Annotated in this window: 27 protein-coding genes and 3 tRNA genes; 12 read left to right on the forward strand and 18 right to left on the reverse strand. The window is 38.9% G+C overall.

What is annotated here, in order from left to right:
• Positions 1-41: 41 nt before the first annotated feature.
• From DUT68_RS07675 to DUT68_RS07685, 3 genes are all read right to left on the reverse strand, one after another.
• A tRNA-Glu gene (locus DUT68_RS07675) sits at positions 42-116 on the reverse strand.
• A 79-nt stretch (positions 117-195) separates the two neighbouring features.
• A tRNA-Glu gene (locus DUT68_RS07680) sits at positions 196-267 on the reverse strand.
• Positions 268-347: 80 nt separating this feature from the next.
• A tRNA-Met gene (locus tag DUT68_RS07685) sits at positions 348-423 on the reverse strand.
• A gap of 392 nt (positions 424-815) precedes the next feature.
• Between DUT68_RS07685 and era the strand changes: the two genes are divergently transcribed.
• The 3 genes from era to DUT68_RS07700 all read left to right on the forward strand — a co-directional run bounded on the left by era (position 816) and on the right by DUT68_RS07700 (position 5,070).
• On the forward strand, positions 816-1,694 hold the full coding sequence (gene era, locus DUT68_RS07690) for a GTPase Era (RefSeq protein WP_113637223.1): 879 nt from the start codon (positions 816-818) through the stop codon (positions 1,692-1,694).
• A 177-nt stretch (positions 1,695-1,871) separates the two neighbouring features.
• Entirely contained in the window at positions 1,872-3,173 is a 1,302-nt protein-coding gene (gene der, locus DUT68_RS07695; RefSeq protein ID WP_113637224.1) for a ribosome biogenesis GTPase Der, read from the forward strand.
• A gap of 1,378 nt (positions 3,174-4,551) precedes the next feature.
• The gene (locus DUT68_RS07700) at positions 4,552-5,070 is read left to right on the forward strand and encodes a GNAT family N-acetyltransferase (protein WP_198659551.1); all 519 of its coding nucleotides are present in this window, start codon (positions 4,552-4,554) and stop codon (positions 5,068-5,070) included.
• An 81-nt stretch (positions 5,071-5,151) separates the two neighbouring features.
• On the opposite strand, the gene rsgA is transcribed toward DUT68_RS07700, so the two are convergent.
• The 9 genes from rsgA to pdxA form a co-directional block, all read right to left on the reverse strand.
• Positions 5,152-6,072, reverse strand: coding sequence for a ribosome small subunit-dependent GTPase A (gene rsgA, locus DUT68_RS07705; protein WP_113637226.1), 921 nt, complete (start codon positions 6,070-6,072; stop codon positions 5,152-5,154).
• 199 nt (positions 6,073-6,271) lie between these two features.
• Positions 6,272-7,612 (reverse strand): acetyl-CoA carboxylase biotin carboxylase subunit, encoded by a 1,341-nt coding sequence (accC, locus tag DUT68_RS07710; RefSeq protein WP_113637227.1) that lies wholly within the window; start codon positions 7,610-7,612, stop codon positions 6,272-6,274.
• Between the two features lie 45 nt (positions 7,613-7,657).
• Positions 7,658-8,143: an acetyl-CoA carboxylase biotin carboxyl carrier protein gene (gene accB / locus DUT68_RS07715; RefSeq protein WP_113637229.1), complete on the reverse strand. Its 486-nt coding sequence runs from the start codon at positions 8,141-8,143 to the stop codon at positions 7,658-7,660.
• A gap of 152 nt (positions 8,144-8,295) precedes the next feature.
• Entirely contained in the window at positions 8,296-9,291 is a 996-nt protein-coding gene (locus tag DUT68_RS07720; protein ID WP_113637230.1) for a beta-ketoacyl-ACP synthase III, read from the reverse strand.
• Between the two features lie 16 nt (positions 9,292-9,307).
• Complete coding sequence (gene plsX, locus DUT68_RS07725) at positions 9,308-10,246, reverse strand: phosphate acyltransferase PlsX (protein ID WP_113637232.1); 939 nt, start codon at positions 10,244-10,246, stop codon at positions 9,308-9,310.
• A 98-nt stretch (positions 10,247-10,344) separates the two neighbouring features.
• Positions 10,345-10,536 carry a 50S ribosomal protein L32 gene (gene rpmF / locus DUT68_RS07730; RefSeq protein WP_113637233.1) on the reverse strand — a complete coding sequence of 64 codons (192 nt, stop codon included), beginning with the start codon at positions 10,534-10,536 and terminating at the stop codon, positions 10,345-10,347.
• A gap of 18 nt (positions 10,537-10,554) precedes the next feature.
• Complete coding sequence (locus DUT68_RS07735) at positions 10,555-11,088, reverse strand: YceD family protein (RefSeq protein ID WP_113637235.1); 534 nt, start codon at positions 11,086-11,088, stop codon at positions 10,555-10,557.
• Between the two features lie 380 nt (positions 11,089-11,468).
• Positions 11,469-12,317 carry a sulfurtransferase gene (locus tag DUT68_RS07740; protein WP_113637237.1) on the reverse strand — a complete coding sequence of 283 codons (849 nt, stop codon included), beginning with the start codon at positions 12,315-12,317 and terminating at the stop codon, positions 11,469-11,471.
• A gap of 3 nt (positions 12,318-12,320) precedes the next feature.
• Positions 12,321-13,400, reverse strand: a complete 1,080-nt coding sequence (gene pdxA, locus DUT68_RS07745) for a 4-hydroxythreonine-4-phosphate dehydrogenase PdxA (RefSeq protein WP_113637238.1) — start codon at positions 13,398-13,400, stop codon at positions 12,321-12,323.
• A 158-nt stretch (positions 13,401-13,558) separates the two neighbouring features.
• Between pdxA and rsmA the strand changes: the two genes are divergently transcribed.
• The 6 genes from rsmA (at position 13,559) to DUT68_RS07780 (ending at position 18,790) form a co-directional block, all read left to right on the forward strand.
• Positions 13,559-14,335, forward strand: a complete 777-nt coding sequence (gene rsmA, locus DUT68_RS07750; RefSeq protein ID WP_113637240.1) for a 16S rRNA (adenine(1518)-N(6)/adenine(1519)-N(6))-dimethyltransferase RsmA — start codon at positions 13,559-13,561, stop codon at positions 14,333-14,335.
• Between the two features lie 36 nt (positions 14,336-14,371).
• A complete protein-coding gene (locus tag DUT68_RS07755; protein ID WP_113637242.1) occupies positions 14,372-15,544 on the forward strand; it encodes a S41 family peptidase in 1,173 nt (390 codons plus the stop codon).
• Positions 15,541-16,470: a 2-hydroxyacid dehydrogenase gene (locus DUT68_RS07760; protein ID WP_113637244.1), complete on the forward strand. Its 930-nt coding sequence runs from the start codon at positions 15,541-15,543 to the stop codon at positions 16,468-16,470. Before DUT68_RS07755 ends, DUT68_RS07760 begins: the two co-directional genes overlap by 4 nt.
• 93 nt (positions 16,471-16,563) lie before the next feature.
• The gene (locus DUT68_RS07765) at positions 16,564-17,040 is read left to right on the forward strand and encodes an OsmC family protein (RefSeq protein WP_113637246.1); all 477 of its coding nucleotides are present in this window, start codon (positions 16,564-16,566) and stop codon (positions 17,038-17,040) included.
• 796 nt (positions 17,041-17,836) lie between these two features.
• Positions 17,837-18,310 carry a transcription elongation factor GreA gene (gene greA, locus DUT68_RS07775; protein WP_113637249.1) on the forward strand — a complete coding sequence of 158 codons (474 nt, stop codon included), beginning with the start codon at positions 17,837-17,839 and terminating at the stop codon, positions 18,308-18,310.
• Positions 18,311-18,391: 81 nt separating this feature from the next.
• Positions 18,392-18,790, forward strand: a complete 399-nt coding sequence (locus DUT68_RS07780; RefSeq protein ID WP_113637251.1) for an HIT family protein — start codon at positions 18,392-18,394, stop codon at positions 18,788-18,790.
• Here DUT68_RS07780 and DUT68_RS07785 read toward each other — a convergent pair.
• The 6 genes from DUT68_RS07785 to DUT68_RS07810 all read right to left on the reverse strand — a co-directional run bounded on the left by DUT68_RS07785 (position 18,779) and on the right by DUT68_RS07810 (position 22,249).
• Positions 18,779-19,147 (reverse strand): helix-turn-helix domain-containing protein, encoded by a 369-nt coding sequence (locus tag DUT68_RS07785; protein ID WP_113637252.1) that lies wholly within the window; start codon positions 19,145-19,147, stop codon positions 18,779-18,781. The genes DUT68_RS07780 and DUT68_RS07785 overlap by 12 nt on opposite strands.
• A gap of 3 nt (positions 19,148-19,150) precedes the next feature.
• Positions 19,151-19,447, reverse strand: a complete 297-nt coding sequence (locus DUT68_RS07790) for a type II toxin-antitoxin system HigB family toxin (protein ID WP_113637254.1) — start codon at positions 19,445-19,447, stop codon at positions 19,151-19,153.
• Positions 19,448-19,539: 92 nt separating this feature from the next.
• On the reverse strand, positions 19,540-19,866 hold the full coding sequence (locus DUT68_RS07795) for a nucleotide pyrophosphohydrolase (protein ID WP_113637256.1): 327 nt from the start codon (positions 19,864-19,866) through the stop codon (positions 19,540-19,542).
• Positions 19,867-20,018: 152 nt separating this feature from the next.
• The gene (dtd, locus tag DUT68_RS07800) at positions 20,019-20,471 is read right to left on the reverse strand and encodes a D-aminoacyl-tRNA deacylase (protein WP_113637258.1); all 453 of its coding nucleotides are present in this window, start codon (positions 20,469-20,471) and stop codon (positions 20,019-20,021) included.
• Positions 20,472-20,498: 27 nt separating this feature from the next.
• Entirely contained in the window at positions 20,499-21,386 is an 888-nt protein-coding gene (locus DUT68_RS07805; protein ID WP_113637259.1) for a carbohydrate kinase family protein, read from the reverse strand.
• 5 nt (positions 21,387-21,391) lie between these two features.
• A complete protein-coding gene (locus DUT68_RS07810) occupies positions 21,392-22,249 on the reverse strand; it encodes a transglutaminase-like domain-containing protein (protein WP_113637261.1) in 858 nt (285 codons plus the stop codon).
• A gap of 337 nt (positions 22,250-22,586) precedes the next feature.
• On the opposite strand from DUT68_RS07810, the gene DUT68_RS07815 reads away from it, so the two are divergent.
• The 3 genes from DUT68_RS07815 (at position 22,587) to DUT68_RS07825 (ending at position 24,509) form a co-directional block, all read left to right on the forward strand.
• A complete protein-coding gene (locus DUT68_RS07815; RefSeq protein ID WP_113637262.1) occupies positions 22,587-23,369 on the forward strand; it encodes an O-methyltransferase in 783 nt (260 codons plus the stop codon).
• On the forward strand, positions 23,369-24,040 hold the full coding sequence (locus DUT68_RS07820) for a DUF1345 domain-containing protein (protein WP_113637264.1): 672 nt from the start codon (positions 23,369-23,371) through the stop codon (positions 24,038-24,040). Before DUT68_RS07815 ends, DUT68_RS07820 begins: the two co-directional genes overlap by 1 nt.
• A 106-nt stretch (positions 24,041-24,146) precedes the next feature.
• Positions 24,147-24,509 carry a BlaI/MecI/CopY family transcriptional regulator gene (locus DUT68_RS07825; RefSeq protein WP_113637265.1) on the forward strand — a complete coding sequence of 121 codons (363 nt, stop codon included), beginning with the start codon at positions 24,147-24,149 and terminating at the stop codon, positions 24,507-24,509.
• Position 24,510 lies beyond the last annotated feature (1 nt).

The raw sequence follows: 24,510 nt of genomic DNA on the forward strand, positions 1-24,510 counted from the left end.
AAAAAACCAACAGCTCGTTAAGAATTGTTGGTTTTTGTTTTTGGTAGTCCATAGGGGAATCGAACCCCTGTTTCCAGAATGAAAATCTGGCGTCCTCACCCCTAGACGAATGGACCAAAATTTCAATATGTAGATGAAAAAGTATAGCTCATCTACATAAAAAAACATCAACCTGTTTAGTGATTGATGTTTTCGTAGCCCGTAGGGGAATCGAACCCCTGTTTCCAGAATGAAAATCTGGCGTCCTAACCCCTAGACGAACGGGCCATTTTCAATTTCGGACTTAAGATTTAGAATTACGATTATTTTCAAATCTAAATTCGTAAATCTACTACCGTCAATTTACTTGGTAGCGGGGACACGACTCGAACGTGCGACCTTCGGGTTATGAGCCCGACGAGCTACCAACTGCTCCACCCCGCACTATAAACAATTCAATTTTTGCTGCCTAATCCTACACAGCTTGCTTCCGAATTGGAATGCAAAGATATAATTCATTTTCATTTACCGCAAATATTTTTTCAAAATTTTCTAAAATGTTTGCGATACTTCCCATATCGGCTCATAGGTTAATAATTTTAACGCTAATTAATCCGTTGTTGGATAGTTGTTTAGCTGCAATTTACTGCTGCAGCCAGTAAGTTTATACTTTGAAAAATAAAATCAATTTTATTCAATCATCCTTTTTTAGAGCGGCTAATTTTCAAAACTTATTGTTTTAAACAACTGAGCTATCGCCATAAAAATGGTTCAAACGTAAATAACCCTCAATTTTCCGTATTATTGCAAATTATTTAGATTCAATACCACATATTATGGCACATAAAGCAGGTTTCGTTAGTATTATTGGAAAGCCAAACGTAGGAAAATCTACCTTGATGAATGCATTGGTAGGAGAGAAGCTATCCATTATTACCCCTAAAGCGCAAACTACCCGCCACCGTATATTGGGTATTGTAAACGAGGAAGATTTTCAGATTGTGTTTTCTGATACGCCGGGAATCATCAAACCAAAGTATAATTTGCAGGACTCTATGATGACTGCCGTTGGCGGTGCTTTGCAGGATGCTGATTTGATTCTTTTTGTTACCGATATCAACGAGCGCCACGATGAAGAGGACGTACTGGAAAAAATAACCAACACCAACATACCCCTGGTAGTACTCATCAACAAAGTGGACAATTCTACGCAGGAGCAAGTAATGGAAAAAACCAAATATTGGCAAGAAAAGCTTAATCCAGTTCAAATATTTGCGATATCTGCGTTGCATGGCTATAACTTGGAAGGGCTATTGCCGTTAGTGCTAGATTATATTCCCGAGCATCCAGCGTATTACGATAAAGAAGATTTGACCGATCGTAACCTTCGTTTCTTTGCTTCAGAAATTATCCGCGAAAAAATCTTTAACAACTATCAAAAAGAAATTCCATACAGCACAGAGGTCATCATTACCGCCTTTAAGGAAGAGGATAACATTTCCCACATCAGTGCCGAAATTATTGTAGAACGCGAATCGCAAAAAAATATCATCATCGGAAAAGGTGGTGCTGGCATCAAAAAAATAGGCATGGAAGCACGTAAAGACATCGAAAAATTTATTGATGGCAAGGTGTTCCTGGAAACGCATGTAAAAGTAATCGCTAATTGGCGCAGTAAAGACAATTACCTCCGCAGCTTCGGGTACGAACGCTAGCCGCAAATATGCTACTGTAATCGCTTTATCTTGTAGCTTAAATACTTGCCTTACCCATAACTCGAAAAATAACTGTACCTTTGCAAGTTCAAACACCTAGTTTGTAACTATTAACGATTTGGTTTACGGAAACATCTTCGTAAATCTAACATCGTAATTCAAAAAATTGTAAACATAATGAGTAATATTATTGCTATAGTAGGCCGACCGAACGTAGGCAAATCAACCCTTTTTAACCGCTTAACCGAAAGCCGTAAGGCCATAGTTGACGATTTTAGTGGCGTTACCCGCGATAGGCACTATGGCAAAGCCGAGTGGACCAACAAGGAATTTACCGTAATTGATACCGGCGGCTACGTGGCCAACTCCGAAGATTTATTTGAAACAGCAATTCGCGAGCAAGTAGTAATTGCCATTGAGGAGGCCACCGTAATTATTTTCATGGTTGACGTTACTACCGGAATTACCGATTTGGATGATGAAATTGCCAACCTATTACGTAAAAGTAAAAAGCCAGTTTATGTGGTAGTTAACAAAGTTGATAATACAAATTTAGAGTTAGAATCGGCGGTGTTTTATAGCTTTGGCTTGGGCGAAATTTATACCATTTCCTCTATGACAGGCTCTGGAACAGGTGATTTGCTTGACCACGTGATTACTAATTTTGAAGACGTAGAGGAAGAAGAAAGTACCTTGCCTAAAATTACCGTAATTGGTAGGCCAAACGTAGGTAAATCGTCGTTAATTAATGCCTTAATGGGTAAAGATAGAAACATTGTAACGCCAATTGCCGGTACTACGCGTGATTCTATACACATCCACTACAACCAGTATGGGCATGAGTTTATGTTTATAGATACCGCAGGTTTACGTAAAAAAACCAAGGTAAAGGAAAACATCGAATTTTATTCGGTAATGCGTACCATTAAGGCGCTAGAAGAAGCCGATGTAGTGATGTTGATGTTGGATGCCCAGGAAGGTTTGGAAGCTCAGGATATTAATATCTTCCACTTGGCCGAAAAAAATAAAAAGGGAATTGTAGTGTTGGTGAATAAATGGGATTTGATTGATAAAAACGACAAGACCATGAAGGCTTTTGAAGAGCAAATTAAGCAAAAGTTGCAGCCATTTACCGATGTTCCCGTATTGTTTATCTCCGTGCTCAACAAACAACGTATTTTTAAGGCAATTGAAACAGCCTTGGAAGTGCACCAAAATAGAGCTAAAAAAGTACCTACATCAAAACTAAATGATGTAATGTTGCCAATTATTGAGGCTTATCCGCCGCCGGCAACTAAAGGTAAGTTCATTAAAATTAAGTACATTACACAAATTAATGGAGTGGCACCAATGTTCGCATTCTTCTGTAATTTGCCGCAGTACATTAAGGAACCTTACAAGCGTTTCTTGGAAAATAAACTGCGTGAAAACTTTGATTTTTCCGGCGTACCAATACAAATTTATTTCCGACAAAAATAGTCGGGCAAGCGCTTAGTATTTTTTGGCCGGGTTCAGCATTTCCTTTAATTGCGTAGAGATTTCTTATTCGATTTTGGAAATGAAAGCTACTGCATTTCGGAAGCTGTAGTCCTGCTGTACGCTGCAATCTTTTTGTTTTTAGCTTTTGCCATTCCTACGTTAGGAAGTATCTATTTCAGAACAGCTTAAATTTCAAAACCTTCACTAACGTTCAGGGTGAGTGCAATAAAACAAAAAGGATTTTCGCTGCCATCAGGTTTAATTCACAAAGCCTAGTGCGTTTTTGTCATTCCGACGCTAGGAGGAATCTAACTCGAGCAGCGTAAATTTCACCAAATGTTAGCCTTCGTACGTTTTTGAAACTTACAAAGTCTGGTGCATTTTGTCATTCCGCCGCTAGGAGGAATCTATTTCGAGCAGCGTAAATTTCATCAAATGTTAGCCTTCGTAAGTTTTTGAAACTTACAAAGCCTGGGGACGTTTTGTCATTCCGACGCTAGGAGGAATCTATTTTGAGCGGCGTAAATTTCACAAAATGTTAGGCTTAATAAGTTTTGGAAACTTGCGAAGTCTGTTACGTTTTGTCATTCGACTGTTGCTCTTCGAGATTTGCAATCTCGAAGCACTATCAACGGATTTTAAATCCGGTCGTTAATGGGTAAAGCGGGAATACGAGTTTGAGCTTTTTATAGGATTGCAAATCCTCGGAAATGGATTCCAGATTTCAAATCTGGAATAGCATATTTAAGGCAGTTCTACAATCGGGAGTTTTACCCTAAAGTCCACGTTACCGTCTAGCTTTGTCATTCCGCCGCTGGGAGGAATCTATTTCGAGCAGCTTAAATTTCACCGAATGTTAGGCTTAATAAGTTTTTGAAACTTACAAAGTCTGGTGCGTTTTGTCATTCGACTGTTGCTCTTCGAGATTTGCAATCTCGAAGCACTATCAACGGATTTTAAATCGGGTCGTTAATGGGTAAAGCGGGAATATGCGTTTGAGCTTTTTATAGGATTGCAAATCCTCGGAAATGGATTCCAGATTTCAAATCTGGAATAGCATATTTAAGGCAGTTCTACAATCGGGAGTTTCTCCCTAAAGTTTACATTACAGTCTAGCTTTGTCATTCCGACGTTAGGAGGAATCTATATAAAACAGCGTAAATTTCACAAACTTACGAAGTCTGGAAAGACGGTATGAACATTAACAGAAGCAGTACCTCAACTGCGGGTTTATAGCACAGCAAAAGGTTAAATAGCCCTTATTGTAGCGGTATCTTCAAACAAGCGCAGCGAAGTTTGAAATATAGCGTAAAGAAGGACTAGCCCTAAATCAGTGTGCTACAGTATCGCTCCAAAAAATCTTTATTAACTTAGCGGCATGGAAAAAAGCATCTTGGTGGTCAACAGCGAAGCAAATGATATCAATACGATTTTCAAATTTTATGATTTAGCTGTTGCACACCAAAAAAAAGTTTCGCCGCAGCAATGGAAAGGCTTTAGTAAGGATTTAGTAATACAGGAAATTAAAGAATACCGACAGTACAAAATATTGGTAGACGGGCAAGTTGCCGCAATTTTTGCTATTACCTACAGTGACCCTCAAATATGGGCGGATAGTGACAGTGTTGATGCAGTTTATATCCATCGTATCGTAACTCATCCGGATTTCCGTGGACAAAGTTTTGTGAAAGTAATTATCAACTGGGCTAGGGAGTATGCTAAAGCCGCACCGATAGACTATATCCGTATGGATACCTGGGCTGATAATGAGAAGTTACTGCATTATTACACTAGCTGTGGTTTTACACACGTAGGACAAAAAATAGTTGAGCCTAATAGTGGCTTGCCGAAACATTATGAAGGTATTACGCTGAATTTATTTGAGATTAAACTGTAGTTTTTGGTTAATTGTGGATTTGCTTAATTGTTTAACTGTTTACTGAAAACTGACTCCTGACCACTGATACCTGACTCCTGCTTAAGCTCTCGTATCGTTACCAAAGTAAATACTCTGATAACTATCGTAACGGGTAGGTTCAATTTCGCCTTCTTCTACCGCTTTAATTATGGCGCAACCGGGTTCGTTAATGTGCCTGCAATTGTTAAACCTACATTGGTTAAGCCTTTCTCGCATCTCTACAAAAAAGTGGCTCAGCTCTTCTTTTTCGATGTCTACAATGCCCAACTCTCTGATGCCAGGCGTATCAACTAAGTAACCTCCAAAGGGCAACTGGTGCATTTCTGCAAAAGTAGTAGTATGCTGGCCTTTGTCGCTCCACTCGCTTACTTCACCTGTTTTTAAATCAAAGTCAGGTAAAATGGCATTAATTAGGCTGGATTTTCCTACACCGGAGTGTCCAGAAAATAACGTCACTTTATCCTTTAGCAAAGCCTCAATTTGTTCAATATTTGTGCCCTCCAATGCCGATACTTCGTAACATGGATAGCCTATATTTTCGTATATCGCCTTGTAATCAGCCAGTATTTCCAAGCCTTCATCGCTGTACAAATCCAATTTGTTAAAAATAAGCGAAGTAGGAATGTCGTAGGCTTCCGCAACCACTAAAAATCTATCTATAAAACCTAATGAAGTACGCGGAGATGCCAAGGTAACAATGAGAAAAGCCTGATCTAAATTAGCGGCAATAATTTGCGACTGCTTACTGAGGTTAATGGATTTACGGATAATGTAATTTTTCCGATTGTGCAGATGGTTGATTACTCCTGTGTCGGCATTTGGTTCCAGTTCAAAATCAACATTGTCGCCCACGGCAATAGGGTTGGTCGTTTGTATACCTTTAATCCTAAACTTGCCCTTAATTCGGCAGGAGTAGGTATTGCCATCTTCGGCAAACACTTGATACCAGCTCCCGGTCGATTTAATTACTAATCCCTGCATATTTTGCGTAAAGGTAGTGTTGAAAGTTGAAAACTGAAAGTGAAAAGTTTGATGGCGTCACTTTTATCGGCAGTCTACTAACTTTTTTAGACATTCTGCTTTTCTCTCCCTTTCGGGGAGAGATGCCCAAAGGGCAGAGAGGGGGCAAACAAAAATGCCCCAACAAATTGTCGAGGCATCTTCTAAATTTTGATATTTTTTATTCCGCAAAATCGAAAGTTTCCATAAACTTAGTGGTGAAATTACCGGCTCTAAAGTTAGGGTCTTTCATTAACTTCAAGTGGAAAGGAATGGTAGTTTTAATACCTTCAATCACAAACTCACTTAAGGCACGTTCCATGGTACAAATGGCTTCTTCGCGGGTTTGGGCCACGCAAATCAACTTTGCAATCATCGAATCGTAGTTAGGAGGGATTTGGTAACCTGCGTAAACGTGAGTGTCTACACGTACACCATGACCGCCCGGTGAGTGGAAATTGGTAATTTTGCCTGGCGAAGGACGGAAATTATTGAAAGGATCTTCCGCGTTGATACGACATTCAATCGCATGCATATCAGGCATATAGTTTTTGCCAGAAATCGGGATTCCTGCAGCAACTTTAATTTGTTCTTTAATCAAGTCGAAGTTAATTACCTCTTCAGTAACTGGATGCTCTACTTGGATACGAGTATTCATTTCCATAAAGTAGAAGTTACGGTGTTTATCTACCAAAAATTCAATGGTTCCAGCACCTTCATAATTTACTGCTAAAGCACCTTTAATGGCAGCTTCACCCATTTTCTGACGTAACTCATCAGTCATGAAAGGAGATGGAGCCTCTTCAACTAATTTTTGGTGACGACGTTGGATAGAGCAATCTCTTTCTGATAAGTGACATGCTTTGCCATATTGGTCGCCAATGATTTGGATTTCAATGTGACGAGGATCTTCGATGTATTTCTCAAGATAAAGGCCATCGTTACCGAAAGCCGCACCCGACTCTTGACGAGCACTGTCCCAAGCATTTTCGAATTCCTCATCTTTCCAAATTACACGCATACCACGGCCACCGCCACCAGCAGTAGCTTTGATGATTACCGGATAGCCCATTTCGTTGGCCAATTTGATACCTTGACTGAAGCTTTCCAACAAACCATCTGAACCTGGAATTGTAGGTACACCAGCTTGTTTCATGGTATCTTTCGCTGAAGATTTATCGCCCATGGCGTTAATTTGTTCAGGTGTAGCACCAATGAATTTAATTCCGTAATCACGGCAAACTGATGAAAATTTTGCGTTTTCTGATAAGAAACCGTAGCCAGGATGGATCGCATCCGCATTGGTTAATTCAGCAGCCGAAATGATATTCGGAATGCTTAGGTAAGAATCTTTGCTTGGTGGAGGTCCAATACAAACCGCTTCATCAGCAAAGCGAACATGTAAGCTCTCTCTATCAGCTGTAGAGTAAACGGCCACCGTTTTAATACCCATTTCCTTACAGGTACGGATAATACGCAAAGCGATTTCGCCCCTGTTGGCAATTAATATTTTTTTAAACATAATTTCTCCTTAATTAGCTTATTAGCTAATTGATTAATTTGCTAATTAAATAGGTTCAACTAAAAATAAAGGTTGGTCGTACTCCACTGGCGACGCATTGTCAACCAAGATTTTAACAATACGGCCCGAAACTTCACTTTCGATTTCGTTGAATAACTTCATTGCTTCAATGATACAAACCACTTTGCCAGTGCCAATTTCATCACCAACGTTAACAAACGAAGGTTTTTCAGGACTAGCAGAACGATAGAAAGTACCAATCATTGGAGATTTTATCGTGATGTATTTAGATGTGTCTTCTGTAGCAGGAGTTGCTGCCGCTGCTGCAGGTGCTGTAGCAGGGGTTGGTGCTGCAACTGGAGCCGCTGGAGCAGCCATAACTGGCGCTGCCGCTGGTACTGCTGCATTTACATAAACTGGATTTTGGTTAGTTTTGATGGTAATTTTGAAGTTTTCTTGTTCCAAAGAAACTTCGTTAACTCCCGATCTAGAAACAAATTTTATAAGTTCCTGAATTTGTTTAATATCCATTCTCTTTTTGTTATGTTAAATAATTGTTATGTCTTGTTTGAGTTCGCAAAGTTACATTTTGTTTTTTAGTTTTTTAGGTGTTTGGTTTTTTAGTTTTTGAACCACGCTTTTAAACAGGTATACTACGCAACCAACAGCCCACTAACGAAAAACTAACTGTTATAAGCCCACTTTAAATAAATTGAACCCCATGTAAAACCGCCTCCAAATGCTGCGATAATAATGTTATCACCTTTTTTAAGCTGTTTTTCCCACTCCCATAAGCAAAGCGGAATAGTGCCGTTTGTAGTGTTGCCGTAGCGTTCAATATTTACCATTACTTTATCACTATCAACACCCATTCTTGATGCAGTTGCGTCAATAATACGTTTGTTAGCTTGGTGAGGTACTAACCATGCCACATCATCAGATGATAACTGGTTTCTTTCCATAATTTCAGCTGCTACATCAGCCATATTGGTTACGGCAAATTTGAATACCGTTTGGCCTTCCTGATAAGCGAAATGCTCTTTTGCATCGATAGTTTCGTGGCTAGCAGGTTTAACAGAGCCACCCGCTTTCATGCCTAAATATTTTCCGCCGGCACCGTCACTTCTCAAAATCGAATCTTGTAGGCCAAATCCTTCTTCGTTTGGTTCTAACAAAGCACAACCACAACCATCACCAAAAATGATACAAGTAGCACGGTCTTCATAGTTGATAATTGACGACATTTTATCGCCACCAACAACCAAAACTTTTTTATGTTTTCCTGATTCGATGAATTGTGCTCCGGTGGTTAAACCAAAAATAAAACCCGAACAAGCAGCTTGTAGATCGTAGCCCCAAGCATTTACGGCCCCAATTTTATCGGCAAGTACGTTTGCTGTAGCAGGGAAAGTGAAATCTGGGGTAGTAGTGCAAAAAATAATTAAATCAATCTCTTTCGCATCAATTCCTCTTTTTTCTAAAAGGCCATTTACGGCAGGCACAGCCATATCCGAAGTGCCTAAACCTTCGCCTTTTAATATTCTTCGCTCTTTAATACCGGTTCTGGTGGTAATCCATTCGTCGTTAGTTTCAACGATTGTTTCCAGTTCCTTATTGGTTAACACATAGTCAGGAACATAACCATTAACTGCGGTAATAGCAGCGTGAATTTTACTCATTTTGTTGTGTATTAAATTATCGGAATGCGGCTTGTATTTTGCCTACCAATCCAGTATTTATCATATCCCTCGATTGGAAGATCATGTTCTTCACAGCTTCAGGGCTCGATATTCCGTGTCCAATTAACACTGGTGCATTAACACCCAATACCGGGCTGCCACCATAATTTTCATAATTGAAACGGTCAAAAAATTCGTCCTTCAATCCCTTTTTGATGGTCAACACATAGAAAGACTCCGCTAACTTAAGCATGATATTTCCAGTAAAACCATCGCAAACAATTACATCTGCTTTATCGTTGAACAAATCTCTACCTTCTACATTGCCCACAAAGTTGAAAGATGCTTTTTCCTTCATCAAACGATGGCTTGCCAAGGTGAGCATGTTGCCCTTTTCATCTTCTTCACCAATATTCATTAAAGCCACTTTTGGGCTATCAATTTGCATAATATGCTCAGCGTACAAACTGCCTAATACACCAAACTCTAAAAGGTTATCGGGCTTGCAGTCTGCATTAGCACCAACATCCAATAAAAGTCCAGCGCCACCTTTTAGTTTGGGCACAATGGTACATAAGCATGGCCTAGAAATGCCTGCTATTGGTTTAACACTGAAAACAGCGCCAACCAGCATAGCTCCGGAATTTCCTGCGCTAGCGAATGAATCAATTTTGCCTTCCTTTAAAAGTTGGAAGCCAACAGAAATGCTTGAATTGGGTTTTTGTAGGATTGCCTTGGTGGCGTGTTCACCCATGCCAATCACCTCTTCGGTATGAACAAACTCGAAGTGATCTGGGTTGAAACCTTGTTCGGATAATAGCGGTTTAATCTGCTCCGTATCGCCAATAAGAACTAAATGTTCATTGGGAGCAAGGGATTGATGGGCTGCTATTGCTCCCAAAACAATTGCTTTGGGAGCATAGTCTCCACCCATAATATCGAGACCTATTTTCATAGTAAAAAATCTTTTGTGATAAAGCCTTTATTAGCTTTTAATTCCATTAGGCTAAGTTAACCTTAAACCAACGGAAAACACAAAAATTTTTCAGAAAATTAACCTATCGAAGTGTTTTCTATAACTAGTTTACCGTTGTAGTAAAGGTTACCATCAACGTTATAAGCTTGGTGAGGTACGTGTACTGCACCAGTAGTTTGGCAAGTAGTCAATGAAGGAGCTACAGCTTTGTAGTGAGTTCTTCTTTTGTCTCTTCTTTGTTTAGAAGTTTTGCGCTTTGGATGTGCCATTTCTCAGTTGTTTAATTACTATTTTAATTTTTTTAACGCTTCCCAGCGTGGGTCGCTACTTTGTTCTTCTTGTGCTTCGTTAGTATTGCCTGCCGCTAGCTTGTCTAAAGTGGCAAGCATTTGCTCGTCACAGTTTTGCCCGGCTTGTTCGCATTTGTTAATGAAAGGTACTGCTACGGTAATGAATTCGTAAATCAATTCAGAAACATCAATAGCAGTTTCTTTTCTAGGCAAAATTATAATCTCTAAATCCTCTTCCTCACCTTCTGCCTCTTCTGCAAACTTCACAATTTGTCTTTCGTTCAATTCAATTGGCTGGTCAAAGTCAGATAAACATTTGTCGCAGTTTAATTTAATTGTTCCGCTAACATGGAACGTCAAAATTAACATTGTTTCCTGTTTATCCAGTTCAACTTTGGCTTTAAGCGTTCCATCTTTCACTAATGAATGTTCAAATTCATCAAAAAAGCTTTTATCGATTTCAAAATCGAAAGAGTGCTTTCCCAATTTTAAGCCTGTAAAGGGGATAGAAAATTGTTTCAACGCTCTCATAACGCTTTTATACCTTCAATTGTAACTAAATTTTAGCCTGCAAAGGTATGAAATATTTTTTGATTGTGAAATATTTTTCGAAAAATGAAAAGTGCTTTTTTGCTGCCACATGGTTTCGGTGTAAACATTGTGCCGATGCCCATTTGTATCGTTGTTCGGTAGTACTGCCATACGGTTAGTTTAAGATACTGAACTTTTAAATGAATTGAAAAACAAAAGCATCACTCTTGGCTTAACCAGCCCTTCTTTACGCTTTATCCCGATGAACCTGTGCCGCAGGTAAGTATGCCGCAAAACCATAAAGACAGATGTTTAAATCGGGATGCTCGCTACAATAAGGTTTAACTAACATAGCCAGCATTTCATTGGTGGGCCAGTCGTTACTGCTTTAAAACCATTTCATTGCCACTTCTCGACCACTCGCTCCAAGATCCTACATACAAATTAGGCATCGGCAAGCCTGCATAATCAAAAGCCAAAAGTGTATGGCAGGCAGTTACACCAGAGCCGCAGTGTACAATGATATTTTCACTATTGAAGTTTTCAAAGGCATTTTCATATTTCTCCCTTAACAAATTTGGATCTTTAAATCCGCCAGTTCCATCAAGGTTATCGGTAAGGGGAATGTTGATGGCGTTTGGAATGTGGCCAGCAATAAGGTCAAGCGGCTCTACAATACCGTCAAATCTTTCTTTGGCTCTTACATCAACAATGGTTTGATGTGTTGTACGGCTGGCATCTTTTACAGCTAAAATATCTTTAGTTGGCCATTTCCATTCGTTAACAAACGGATCTATTGCTACTGGAATTGGAGTTGGAATTTCTGCATTGGTTGGAAAGCCAATTTCTTCAGCCCCTTTAAAACCTTTGTTCAGCACTTGCACCTTTTCATAACCTATAGCTCTTAGCATCCACCATAACCTGGCAGCAGCATTAGCACCATTCTTGTCATCGTAAATAACAACCTTACTGTCGGCGTTGATACCCAGTTCACTTATTGTTTTTGCAAATACGCTAGGTGGTGGTAGGGGATGCCTGCCGCCATTTGCCGGGTCTTTTTCCACGGCAGATAAATCTTGCTCTAAATCCAAGTAATGTGCGCCATCGAGGTGTTTGGCGAGGTAACGTTCTTTTCCACCACCATCTGCATCAATCAAAATGAAGCCTTCATTGCTTTGCTTTAAACGAAGTAGCTCTTCGGGTTGGATGATAGGTGAAATGGCAACCATAAGTTAATTTGCATCATCCTTAATATCACCAGCGGTTTCAATAATTTTTCCGCCAGTTCTTAACTGATTGCGCAACATGGCCTCTTGCTCCCTTCGGTTTTTCACAATGTGGATAGCCGCAAATAAAGCTTCCATAAACGAAGTTGGGTCGGCCTGACCTTTACCTGCAATACCATAACCAGTGCCGTGGTCCGGGGAAGTACGAACAAATTTCAGTCCGGCGGTATAATTTACGCCTGTTTCGAAGGCAATGGTTTTAAATGGAATCAAGCCTTGATCATGGTACATCGCTAAAACCGCATCAAATTGTTTGTAGGTACCGTTGCCAAAAAAGCCATCAGCAGGGTACGGGCCAAAGCTAATAATGCCTTTGTCAAAAGCCTCTTGAATGGCAGGTGAAATAATAGCTGCTTCCTCGGTGCCTAACAAGCCGTTGTCGCTAGCATGCGGATTTAAACCTAACACAGCAATTTTCGGTTTCTCAATCCAAAAATCTTTCTTCAAGCTCTCGTTAATAAGCTGAAGTTTCTTCACTATTTTCTCTTTGGTAATGCTTTGCGCTACCTCTGTTACGGGAATATGGCCCGTAACTACGCCTACCCTCAAGCTATCGCTCACTAAAAACATCAGTACGTCATTACTGCCGCTTCGTTCTTGTAGGTATTCGGTATGTCCGGGGAAATTAAAATCTGCCGATTGGATATTATTTTTGTTGATAGGTGCTGTAACTAAAGCATCAATGGCGCCACGCACTAAATCGTCAGTAGCTTTTTGCAGCGAAAGAAAAGCGTATTTACCGCCGGTTTCGTTGGCTGTACCTAATTCAATTTTTACATCCTCGTCCCAACAGTTAATCATGTTAGGCTTGTGCGCTGCAGCTGCCTCAGCATTTGGAATTACATTAAACATGAAATCGCTAAGGTGCAACGCTTTGCGATGAAAAGAGGCAACTTTAGTGTGGCCGTAAACAATTGGTGTGCAATAATCCAAAATCTTGCTTTCGGCAAGGGTTTTCAAAATTACCTCTAAGCCAATACCGTTAATGTCACCTATACTTATGCCTATCTTCAATTTGTTACTCATGCTAATGTTTAAATTTAGCGCAAAATAGCGATTATTAAGTTGAACCGCAAAGGCGCAAAGGACACAAAGTGTTTATTGATAAACAAAATGGGCTTTTATCTAGGCAATCGTAATTCGTAAATCTAAAATCGTAATTCATAAAAACGTACCTTTGTTACATGAGTTTAGTAAAAGCGAAAAAGCATTTAGGGCAACATTTCCTAACGGATAAAAACATTGCACAACGAATTGTAGATGGTTTAATTCATACGGATAAATACAGCCAAGTGTTAGAGGTTGGCCCGGGGATGGGCATTTTATCTGATATTTTACTAAAACGCGAAGATTTACAGACTTTTCTGATAGATATCGACACCGAATCTTTCCATTTTTTACAGGAAAAATATCCCCAGCTTGGAGATCGATTAATTAATGGAGATTTTTTGAAGCTTAATTTTACAGATATTTTTCCGGGTAAGTTTGCGGTGATTGGTAATTTTCCTTACAACATTTCATCTCAAATTTTATTCAAGATTTTAGAAAACCGGCAAAATGTGGTTGAAATGGTGGGCATGTTCCAAAAAGAAGTGGCAGAACGTTGTGCTTCTAAACCCGGTACCAAAGAGTATGGCATTTTAAGTGTTTTAATTCAGGCTTACTACGATATCGAATATTTGTTTACGGTTAAGCCAGGTACGTTTAATCCACCACCTAAGGTAAACTCGGGAGTAATTAGATTAACTAGAAACGCTGTTGAAACGCTTGATTGTGACGAAAAACTGTTTTGGAGAGTGGTAAAAGCCGGGTTTAACCAACGCAGAAAAACGTTACGAAATTCGCTTTCTGCTGTTGTACCTAAGGATAGGCTGGGCGAGCATCCATTTTATGAAAAAAGAGCAGAAACGCTTAGCGTACAGGATTTTGTAACCCTAACTAACTTTATTGCCACAAGGTAGTGCAACGATTACCGTTATTAAAGCGTCTTTGTTGATATGAGAAAAACAACTATTGCATTTCTTTTATTACTCGGAATAACGCTACTTGCACAAAAAGGAATTGCACAGGAAAACCTAAATCAAGCCGATTTAAAGCAACTTTACACCGCGTTGCAACAAACACCATCTTACAAAAAGTTGAAGAAAAACGATAAGTCGTACGCAGCTTTATATGAGAAGTTGAACGCTGAAATTGCTAGTGCTGATGATAAACTGGCTTTTAAGCTCCTCAGCAAGTTGTTGATTGAGGTTAACGATAATCACCTTGCACTTTACAGCACAGCAGATTCATCCCGAAGAAATGTCCTTTCCAAAGTTTCCGGTAACATAGATTCTTTAAAAAAAGAGTTGCTACTTAAAGATGTGGACTCATTAGAAGGTATTTACTACTCTGGCGAGAGCGAATTGGGAATTTACGCCAGCTCGCCCAATAATTACCTTTTAGTAAGTTTAGCTAACGGCAATTTACTGGCGGAACTTTTTAAAACGAGCTACAGTGGTTGTGATTTAATTTGGTACGCCAATAATATTGCGCCATTCAACTTGATTAAAAATGTGCGTTTGGTGAACGGTGTATTAACAGGTTTGCCGATATCAAAACAAAAAAATAAAAACTACGCTACATTAATTAGGGGGAAAGAACATTTTGAACTAAAAACCATCGATAACGAAATCGGTTACCTACGCTTGAGTAGCTTTAGCTCTAGCAATGATAACATTAAAAAATCAGCCGAATTTTATGCTAGCATTGTAGATCATTTACCAGAAAAATACCTCATCGTAGATGTTAGGAACAACGGCGGTGGTGGCTATAAAACTTCGGGCAAATTCATTGATCTTTTGAAAAAGTATAAAGGACATGTTTTCATTCTCCAAAATTCGGCAACGGTAAGTAATGCCGAGCAGTTTATTTTGGCTTTAAAAGCTAGGAAGAATGTAACTACCTTGGGTGAACAAACCAGGGGAATGATCACCTTTGGCAGCAATTATGGGAAAAAGATAATGTTACCAAGCGGCCGATTTGCTTTTTATCCTACAGATATGAAAGGCGTGGAAAGTGAATTTTTATACGAAAGCAAAGGGGTAAATCCTGACGTAAATTTAGATGCATTTAAAGGCGACTGGATTGAACAAACTATTGATTACATCAAAAATAAGTTTGATAAATGAGCAAAAAGATTTTAATAGTAGATGATCTACATCCAATTTTTAAGGAAAAAGCTGAAGCATTGGGTTATCATGTTGATGATAGGCCTTTAATTACTAGAGCCGAAACTTTAGCCGTGGTGAAGGATTATGATGGCATTGCGGTACGCACTAAATTTAGAATAGATCAGGAACTTTTTGATGTTGCTCCAAAACTACAGTTTGTGGCCAGGGCAGGAGCCGGTTTGGATAACATCGATGTTGACATTGCTAAACAAAAAGGTATTGCTCTTTTAGCCGCTAACGAAGGCAATATGGATGCTGTTGGTGAGCATGCAGTTGGCTTATTGTTGGCGTTGATGAATAACTTTCGCAAAGCCGATCTAGAAATTAGAAATGGTGTTTGGGATAGAGAAGGTAACCGCGGTTATGAGTTGAAAGGCAAAACGGTTGGCATTATTGGCTATGGTTTTATGGGGCGAAGTTTTGCCCGTAAGCTAGCTGGTTTTGGGGTTAATATAATTGCTTACGATAAATACAAAACAGGCTTTAGCGATGAGTTTGCCCGTGAGGTAAGCATGGAGGAAATTGTAAAACAAAGTGATGTGTTGAGTTTGCATATTCCGTTAACCAATGAAACTAAGCAAATGGTTGATGATGAATATTTCTTCCATTTTAAAAAGCCCATTTTCTTCATTAACACGGCTCGTGGTGAAATTGTAAATACGCAGGCGGTGCTGAATAACCTTAGCAATGGCAAAATTTTAGGTGCTGGATTAGATGTGCTAGAGAAGGAAAAATTTCCAACTTTGGCCGAACAAGGTTGGTATGAAGCACTGAAAACCAATGAGAAAGTGATTTTAACGCCGCACATTGCCGGTTGGACTTTCGATTCGTACCGCAAAATTTCTGAGGTTTTAGCAGAGAAATTGGCTGAAATAAGCGGATAATTTTCTAAATTGCTGCTATAAACAAAACAATTTAAGGCTTGATATAGATGAGGACGACGTTTCGAATCTCATATCTCAATACGCAAATCTATTATGGCAAAGCAGCATATTTACGAAACCAATTTATCTTGGATTGGCAATAAAGGGTCAGGTACGATGGACTACCGTTCGTACGATAGAGATTTTGTGGTGGAGATTGATGGTAAGAAGCCAATACACGGTTCATCTGATTCTATTTTCTTAGGCGACAAATCCATGTATAACCCTGAAGACTTGATGTTATCTTCGGTATCTTCCTGCCACATGTTATGGTATTTGCACTTGTGCTCTAAAAATGGCATCGTAGTAATTGAATACAAAGACAGGGCCAAAGGCACCATGACCGAAAATCCCGATGGCAGTGGTAAATTTACAGAGATTTTATTGCGTCCTGAGGTGGTAATTTCCAGACCGGAAGATATATCATGGGCAAACTCGCTTCATGAAGAAGCTAACAGGATGTGTTTCATAGCAAGCTCGTTGAACTTTCCAGTAAAGCATAAAGTTACTTGTACAGCTATTGGTGGATAAAGCCCCCTCTCTGCCTTCGGCATCTCTCCCCCTGAGTGGAGAGAGGAGCGCAGTACGTGTTTAAGTGCGAAAGTTAACGGTCAGCTCCTGATGGACTTATTAACGCTCTTCGCAATTTGAAATTGCGAAGTCCTATCAGCGGATTTTTAACCCGCAAATATCCAAATTTCACTAATTGGGCCTTTCTAATTTTTCATGTATAGAAAGTGTGACTTCTTAGCGTACTTTGCGAATACTTCACAAAACTTTGCGTTAAAATAGGATTAACCGCAGAGGTAGCGAAAATTACGCAAGGTTCGCAAAGCTATACTGGGATCAAATATATTTGTTAATTGGAGAAGCTAAAAACGATATGCTCTTCGCAATTTGAAATGGCGAATTCCTATCAGCGGATTTTAACCCGCAAATATCCAAATTTCACTAATTGGGCCTTTCTAATTTTCATATATAGAAAGTGTGACTTCTTGGCGTACTTTGCGAATACTTCAAAAAACTTTGCGTTAAAAGTGAGATTAACCGCAGAGGGTAGCGAGAATTACGCAAAGTTCGCAAAGCTATACTGGGAGCAAATACATTTTTTAATTGGAGAAGCTATAAACACAGCGCTTGCTTTCCCAAAAAATATGATTTCAAGTTTCGGTGATATACCTCTAAATAGAACTAAAATTTAACCGCTTTATTTGCTTTTTTGATTTAAGGCTTATATCTTCGTTTTTAACAGCGCAAGACTATGTAGGTTTAACAACCCGTGTAGTCTTGTTTGTTTTTTATAGGATTAAAGAAAAGAAATAGCGCTATGGCAGAAATTACCTATTACACTAAAGAAGGGTTAGATAAACTTAAAGAAGAATTACATCAGTTAAAGACTGAAGGTAGGGCGGCAATTGCAAAAGCGATAGCTGAGGCCAGGGATAAGGGCGATTTATCGGAAAATGCAGAGTATGATGCAGCTAAGGAAGCTCAAGGATTGCATGAAGCGAAAATTGCAAAATTGGAAACAGTTTTGGCTAATTCTAGACTGTTAGATGAATCGAAATTAGACTTGTCGAAGGTTTTGGCACTTTCGATTGTTAAAATAAAAAACGTTAAAAACGGTGCTACGATGACTTACCAGTTGGTAGCAGAAAGTGAAGCTGATTTAAAGTCAGGAAAAATCTCTGTTAAATCACCGATTGCTCAAGGTTTGTTGGGTAAATCTGTTGGTGATAAAACGGAAATTCAAGTGCCGGCTGGCAAAATTGAGTTCGAAATTCTGGAAATCTCTAGATAATTACGTTATATGTAATAAGTAATACGTTTTACGTTTGCATGGTCTACGTATAACGTATTACTTAAAACTAAAAACCATTTTATGGCAAGCATTTTCTCAAAAATAGTAGCGGGTGATATTCCTGCGCACAAAGTTGCTGAAACAGCAGATTATTTAGCTTTTCTGGATATTAGTCCGCTGGTTTATGGACATGTTTTAGTAATCCCTAAAAAAGAAGTGGATTACATTTTTGATTTGGATGATGATTTATACCAAGGCTTAATGTTGTTTGCCAAAAAGGTTGCCGAAGGAATTAAAAAAGCATTTCCTTGCGATAGAGTAGGAGTTGCTGTAATTGGATTGGAGGTTCCACATGCTCATGTACACCTGATTCCAATTAATACGATGAACGATATGAACTTCGCTAATCCAAAGCTAAAACTGAGCCAGGAAGAGTTAGCGGAGGTGGCTGCTAAAATAAAAGGAACTTTAAACTCCTAACACAATATTAGCGTCAATATTTAGCTTTTTGCTTATCTCTCTGGCTTTCTTTAATGTTGGTTCACTTTTGCCAGATAAATATTCACTAACTCTGGAAGGGCTTATATTCAAAAGCTTTGATAGTTTTTCTTGCGTTAAACCCATTTCAAACATTCTTAAGTTAATTACTTCAGCAAGTGTGGGTTGCTTAACTTCGTGATGGATTTGCTCATATTCATAAACCAAATCAGATAGTAAGTCAAGCTCAATGAAGTTTTTATCATCCTCAGGAGTGTCATTACCTACTACTTTTAATAGCTCTTCTATTCTTTGACAAGTAGCTGAATATTGCTTTTCTGTTTGAATTCCTTTTCCCATATCTCAAATAATTGAACAATCTTTTATTTTATCGTATTGCGAATGTGTCCCAATAAATCTGATGTAAACTTTTCTTGAAGCGAAAATTATAATAGCAATCAGTCTGTATTCATTCCCTCTGATGTTAAATACAAATCGACTATTCCCAACGCCATCGACACTTCCAAAGGTATTTTTCATGTCAGCGAAACAAGTCCAGTTACTTTTTTCAGTTTTTTTATACCAATCTCTCAATGCTATATCAGCGTCTGGGTGCACTTTTATAAATTCGCTTATCCTCGCAAATGTTACTATTCTCATGTCAGATAGATTGAACAAATATATAAAATATTTTGTTAAACGGAATATTATTCTATTTTTTGAAATTTTTGTTTGCTGGTTTTCAATACTTTTTACTTCAGCTTCTCGTTATTCTTATGTCTTTCCGCATCGCGGATGGATTTTTTTTCCAAATTCTTCGCCAAAGCCTCTTCTAGGTTGATTCCTGTTTGATTGGCTAAACACATCAATACAAAAAGTACATCAGCCATTTCATCTGCTAAATTTACTTCTTCGTCACTTTTTTTGAAAGATTGTTCGCCGTATTGACGGGCCATGACGCGGGCTACTTCGCCAACTTCCTCCATTAAGATAGCGGTGTTGGTGAGTTCATTGAAATAACGAATTCCAGTAGTATTGATCCAACGATCTATAATTTGTTGTGCTTCGGTAATGGTCATTTTTGAATGATGAAATGAGTGAATGATGAAATAATTGGCTGATGAGATGATAAGATAATTGAATGAAGAAGCGTCATCGGCTGTTCTAAGGTGTCTTAAGTGGTATGATACAATTCCTGCTCAATTATTTATGCAAAGCGGTTTAAAATAGTTTACTCCTTATTCTTGGTATCCATTAAAATAGTTACCGGTCCGTCATTTAGCAAGCTAATTTTCATATCTGCTCCAAAAATTCCGCATTGCACTTCTTTGCCTATCAGGTTGCTCAGTTGCTTTTTCATCTCCTCGTAAAGCGGAATAGCCTTTTCTGGTCGGGCTGCTCTAGTAAAACCTGGTCGGTTACCTTTTTTAGTTGCTGCAAATAAGGTAAACTGACTAATGAGCAAAATATTGCCGTCAATATCAGCGAGTGATTTATTCATCAATCCGTTTTCATCTCCAAATACACGCATGTTAGCAATTTTTTGTGCCAGCCATTCCAAATCCTCTTGGTTGTCGGCATCTTCAATACCTAATAAAACCAAAAAGCCATTAGTAATTTGGCCAGTAATTTCCCCTTCAACTTTGCAGCTAGCCTCTGTTACACGTTGTATTACAGCTCTCATGTTAATTTGTGAGTTTAGATTTTAGAATTACGATTTAGCCCACACCTCATCAATATCGTATTGAGGGCAGGCACCTTTTTGCGAAGTTACAAAGCCGGCCAATTTTGAGGCAAAATGAAGAGAACGCTCCAATTCCTCGCCCATTAATTTCCTACTTAAAAAAGCAGCCAAGAAACTATCTCCACTGCCAACCGTATCTACTACTTTTACCTTTTCAGCATCATAGTTGAGCATTTGCGTATGGTCGTAGTAAGTTCCCCCTTCAGCGCCTTTGGTAATCAAAATTTCGGCAATATCAAATTGTTCCATCAACGAAAGTACGATATCTTTTTCGGTACCATGAGTTGTGAACCACTCTCCTAAAATCACAATTTCATTTTCGTTCAACTTTAGCAAATTGGCTTTATCAAGTAACTGCTCAATGATAGCTTGTTTATAATGCGGCTTCCTCAGGTTAACATCGAAAACGTTAAAATTCGATTCCTCCAACAATCCTAACAAGGTATTTTTGCTTACCTCATTCCTGGCCGATAAGCTCCCGAATATAAAAGCATCGGCAGCTGCTGGCTTTATATTTTTATCGCTTGTTATAAAGTCCCAAGCCACAGGATAGCTGATGGTGTAAAACATTTCGTTGTTTGCTTTTTCCTCGGCTATTACTTCGCTGGTAGCGTGTTTCGCGTCGGTTTGTATGTTAGCCGTGGGGATACCTATTGATGAAACGAATGACAGCAGTTCTTCGCCCGCTACATCGGCTCCAACGCTGCTAATTAGCGAAGCATCAATCCCAAGCTTACGTAAGTGATAGGCAACATTCATAGGTGCGCCGCCCGCCAGGCGTCCAGTAGGTAAATTATCCCACAAAACCTCGCCATAGCAAATGGCACTTTTAGTTGTAAAAGCGTTATGCTTCATTAAGTTTAGTCTGTTAATATTTCCTGCAGTTCTTTTAGCTCCTCTACTTTTTCGGCGGCGCCTAAATTTTCATAGGCCGATACCAAATTTCTGATAATGCGCCTTACGATTTCCGCATTGCTGCAAGGCGAGTAAAAACCAGGTTGAGGTTCCAAATTCAGCTGCCTTAAAAACTGATCAACATCGTGTTTTCCAAAAATAGCTCCTTTGTTAAACGCATTGATATAGAAAAGTACCGCTTGCTCGCGGTCAGGATTACTCTCGTCAATATAGCCCAAAATAAAATGCTGTGGCAAATTAACGCCGTATACAGGAATATCCAATTTTTGTGCAATGGTGGAGTAAATGATGGCCAAGGAAATTTGGTTGCCCTTTTTACTGTCCATCACTTGGTTTAAATACGAATTTTGTGGGTCGTGGTGGTTTTTAGTGTTACCGCTAAAACCGTATTGGTTGTAAAATACATGGTTAATCAGCTTAATTTTTTCTATCGAGCTCATTTCATACTGCAAGCCAACCCATATATCCCGTTTAATATCCTCAATTTGATTAATAATGGCCTGCTCATCCAAATCCGGATATTGGTAACGATTCACAATAAGCGCTCCCTGCAGCAAGTCAAAAGCACCGCTTTGGTACCATAAATTCAAATCTTGTTTTACGTTGGTAAATTGTATCCGATGGATGATATTTTCAATCCGTTCATGCAGCATCGTATCCAACGATTTTTCCCACGCCGACTCCAATGAACCGATGGCATCATTTCCATACTCCAAGAGTTTTTCCTGCACATGCAAAAAAATCTCCTCATCCGGATCATCCAAAAGTTTCACTAAAGCATCTATTTCTGCAACATTATTCATGCGCTACACCTTTCTAACAATTATTGTGTTCTATATTTTTTGAAAATCAAAGCCGCTATTTCATCGCTTACAGCAGCCCCGCTTTCAGTTTCAATCTTTTTGTTAAACTCGTTTCATCCTAAAAATCGTCAAAACCTATTTCATCGCAACAAATGCTTCGACAAGCTCAGCATAACAGCTTATTTAAGGAGTTGCACAACAAAAAGTATTTACACTTCAATCGGGTTTATTTAACAAAGTAAATGCAAAAAACAAATCAACGCAATTAAGGTTTCTTCCTACACCAACTAATTTCATTGTGTTTCACTTTGTACTTTAAACTTTCTACTTTTACAACATGGTTCTACAATTTTTCGCCGATTACCTCAAACATCAATTTACCGCTAAAACACGTCATGGAACCCACTCGCCGTTTGTCTATAAACTGGCCGATGAGGTAATTTACGACTTTTCTGAAAAAAATAGCTACAAAGCCATAGAGGCGCAGCGAAAAAAACTTTTGGCTGACCAAAGGCAAATCACCGTTACTGATTTAGGAGCTGGTTCACATCTTAATAAAAACAGAACTAAAAAGGTGGCGCAAATTGCTAAAAACGCCCTAAAATCGCCACGTTTGGCACAGTTAATCTATCGCCTAGCGGCTAATCATAACGCTAACGATTTAATAGAATTGGGTACTTGCTTGGGCATTACAACCGCTTACTTGTCAAAGGCGGCACCACAAGCCAACATTTTAACCATTGAGGGCTGCCCGCAAACTGCTGAAGTAGCTTACCAAAACTTTAACGAACTAGGCCTCGATAACATTGAACTGCAAGTAGGCAATTTTAACGATGTGCTGCCAAAGGCAATTGACGAGCGCCAACAATTGGATTTTGTTTACATTGATGGCAACCATACCAAAGAAGCTACATTAAATTATTTTGAATGGTGTTTGCCAAAAATAACCGAAAACACTTTGCTAATTTTTGATGATATTTACTGGAGCGAAGGGATGAAACAAGCTTGGGAGCAAATTAAAGATCATCCAAAAGTTACGGTAACTGTAGACTTATTTTGGATAGGTTTGGTGTATTTCAAAAAAGGCCAAGCCAAAGAGCATTTCAAATTAAAATACTGATGGCATCGAAAGATTTGAGCAAATTTCAGCAACTAAAAGCCCTACAGCATTTAAGTATTAGCGTTTTGGTGGCCGTTTGCTGCTTTTTCATTGCTCAAAGTTTTCTACAAGGCTTCATTAGTCAATTAATGTTGGCATGGATTGTATTTTGCTTGGTACAAATGGGCATTAGTTGGTTCACTTTTGCTGGTGCTTCTGTGCATCAAACCAAACAGCATGCAGCAATTGAAGATGGCGGTAGGCCCATTATGTTTTTAATTGTTTTACTATCGGCTTTTGGCGGTTTGCTTGCCGTTTTCATCCTCTTGGCCAAAGCTAAAGGTGCCGAAACAAATAGTAGTTGGATTGATGCTTCGCTGAGCATGGGAGGGATGTTTCTAAGCTGGTTTTTACTACATACCATTTACACTTCTCGCTACGCTCATTTGTATTACGACAACCAAAATGGACATCTAGCAAAAGGCCTACAGTTCCCTAATGATGAAGAACCCAACTTCATCGATTTTGCGTACCACTCGTTGGTAATAGGCATGACTTTCCAAGTTTCCGATATCAATATCACTTCAAAAGCAATGCGAAAGCTTACCCTGGGTCATTCCATTATTTCCTTTATTTTTAATACTTGCATTGTAGCGCTTACCATTAGCGCCATAGCTGGGTTGTTAGGTTAAATTTATATTATTGAAAATCAACGATTTGTATTTTAAAACTGCATTTTAAGTTTTATAACTGAAAAATAAGTTGATAAACTGAAAAATACGTTATAACTTTAGTGTTATGGAAGAATTAACTAAAGCAGAAGAACGTATCATGCAGGTTTTATGGAAGTTGAAGCGTGCATTTGTTAAAGATATCATTGATGCGCTGGATGATGAGCCCAAACCTCCGTACAATACAATTTCATCTATCGTGAGATTGCTGGAAAAAAAAGGTTATGTGAGTTATAGGGCTTATGGAAAAACCTATGAGTATTTTCCCGCGATTAGCAAAGAGGACTATGCTAAAACTAGCTTTTCAAAATTATTTGCTGGTTACTTCGATAATTCACCAAAAAGCTTGCTGTCTTTTATGGTTAAACAAGAAAAACTTAGCGAAGCGGATATAGAAGAACTCAAAGCGCTAATCAACAAAAATACTTAAA

The sequence above is a fragment of the Pedobacter zeaxanthinifaciens genome (assembly GCF_003313335.1).
GTDB lineage: Bacteria > Bacteroidota > Bacteroidia > Sphingobacteriales > Sphingobacteriaceae > Pedobacter > Pedobacter zeaxanthinifaciens.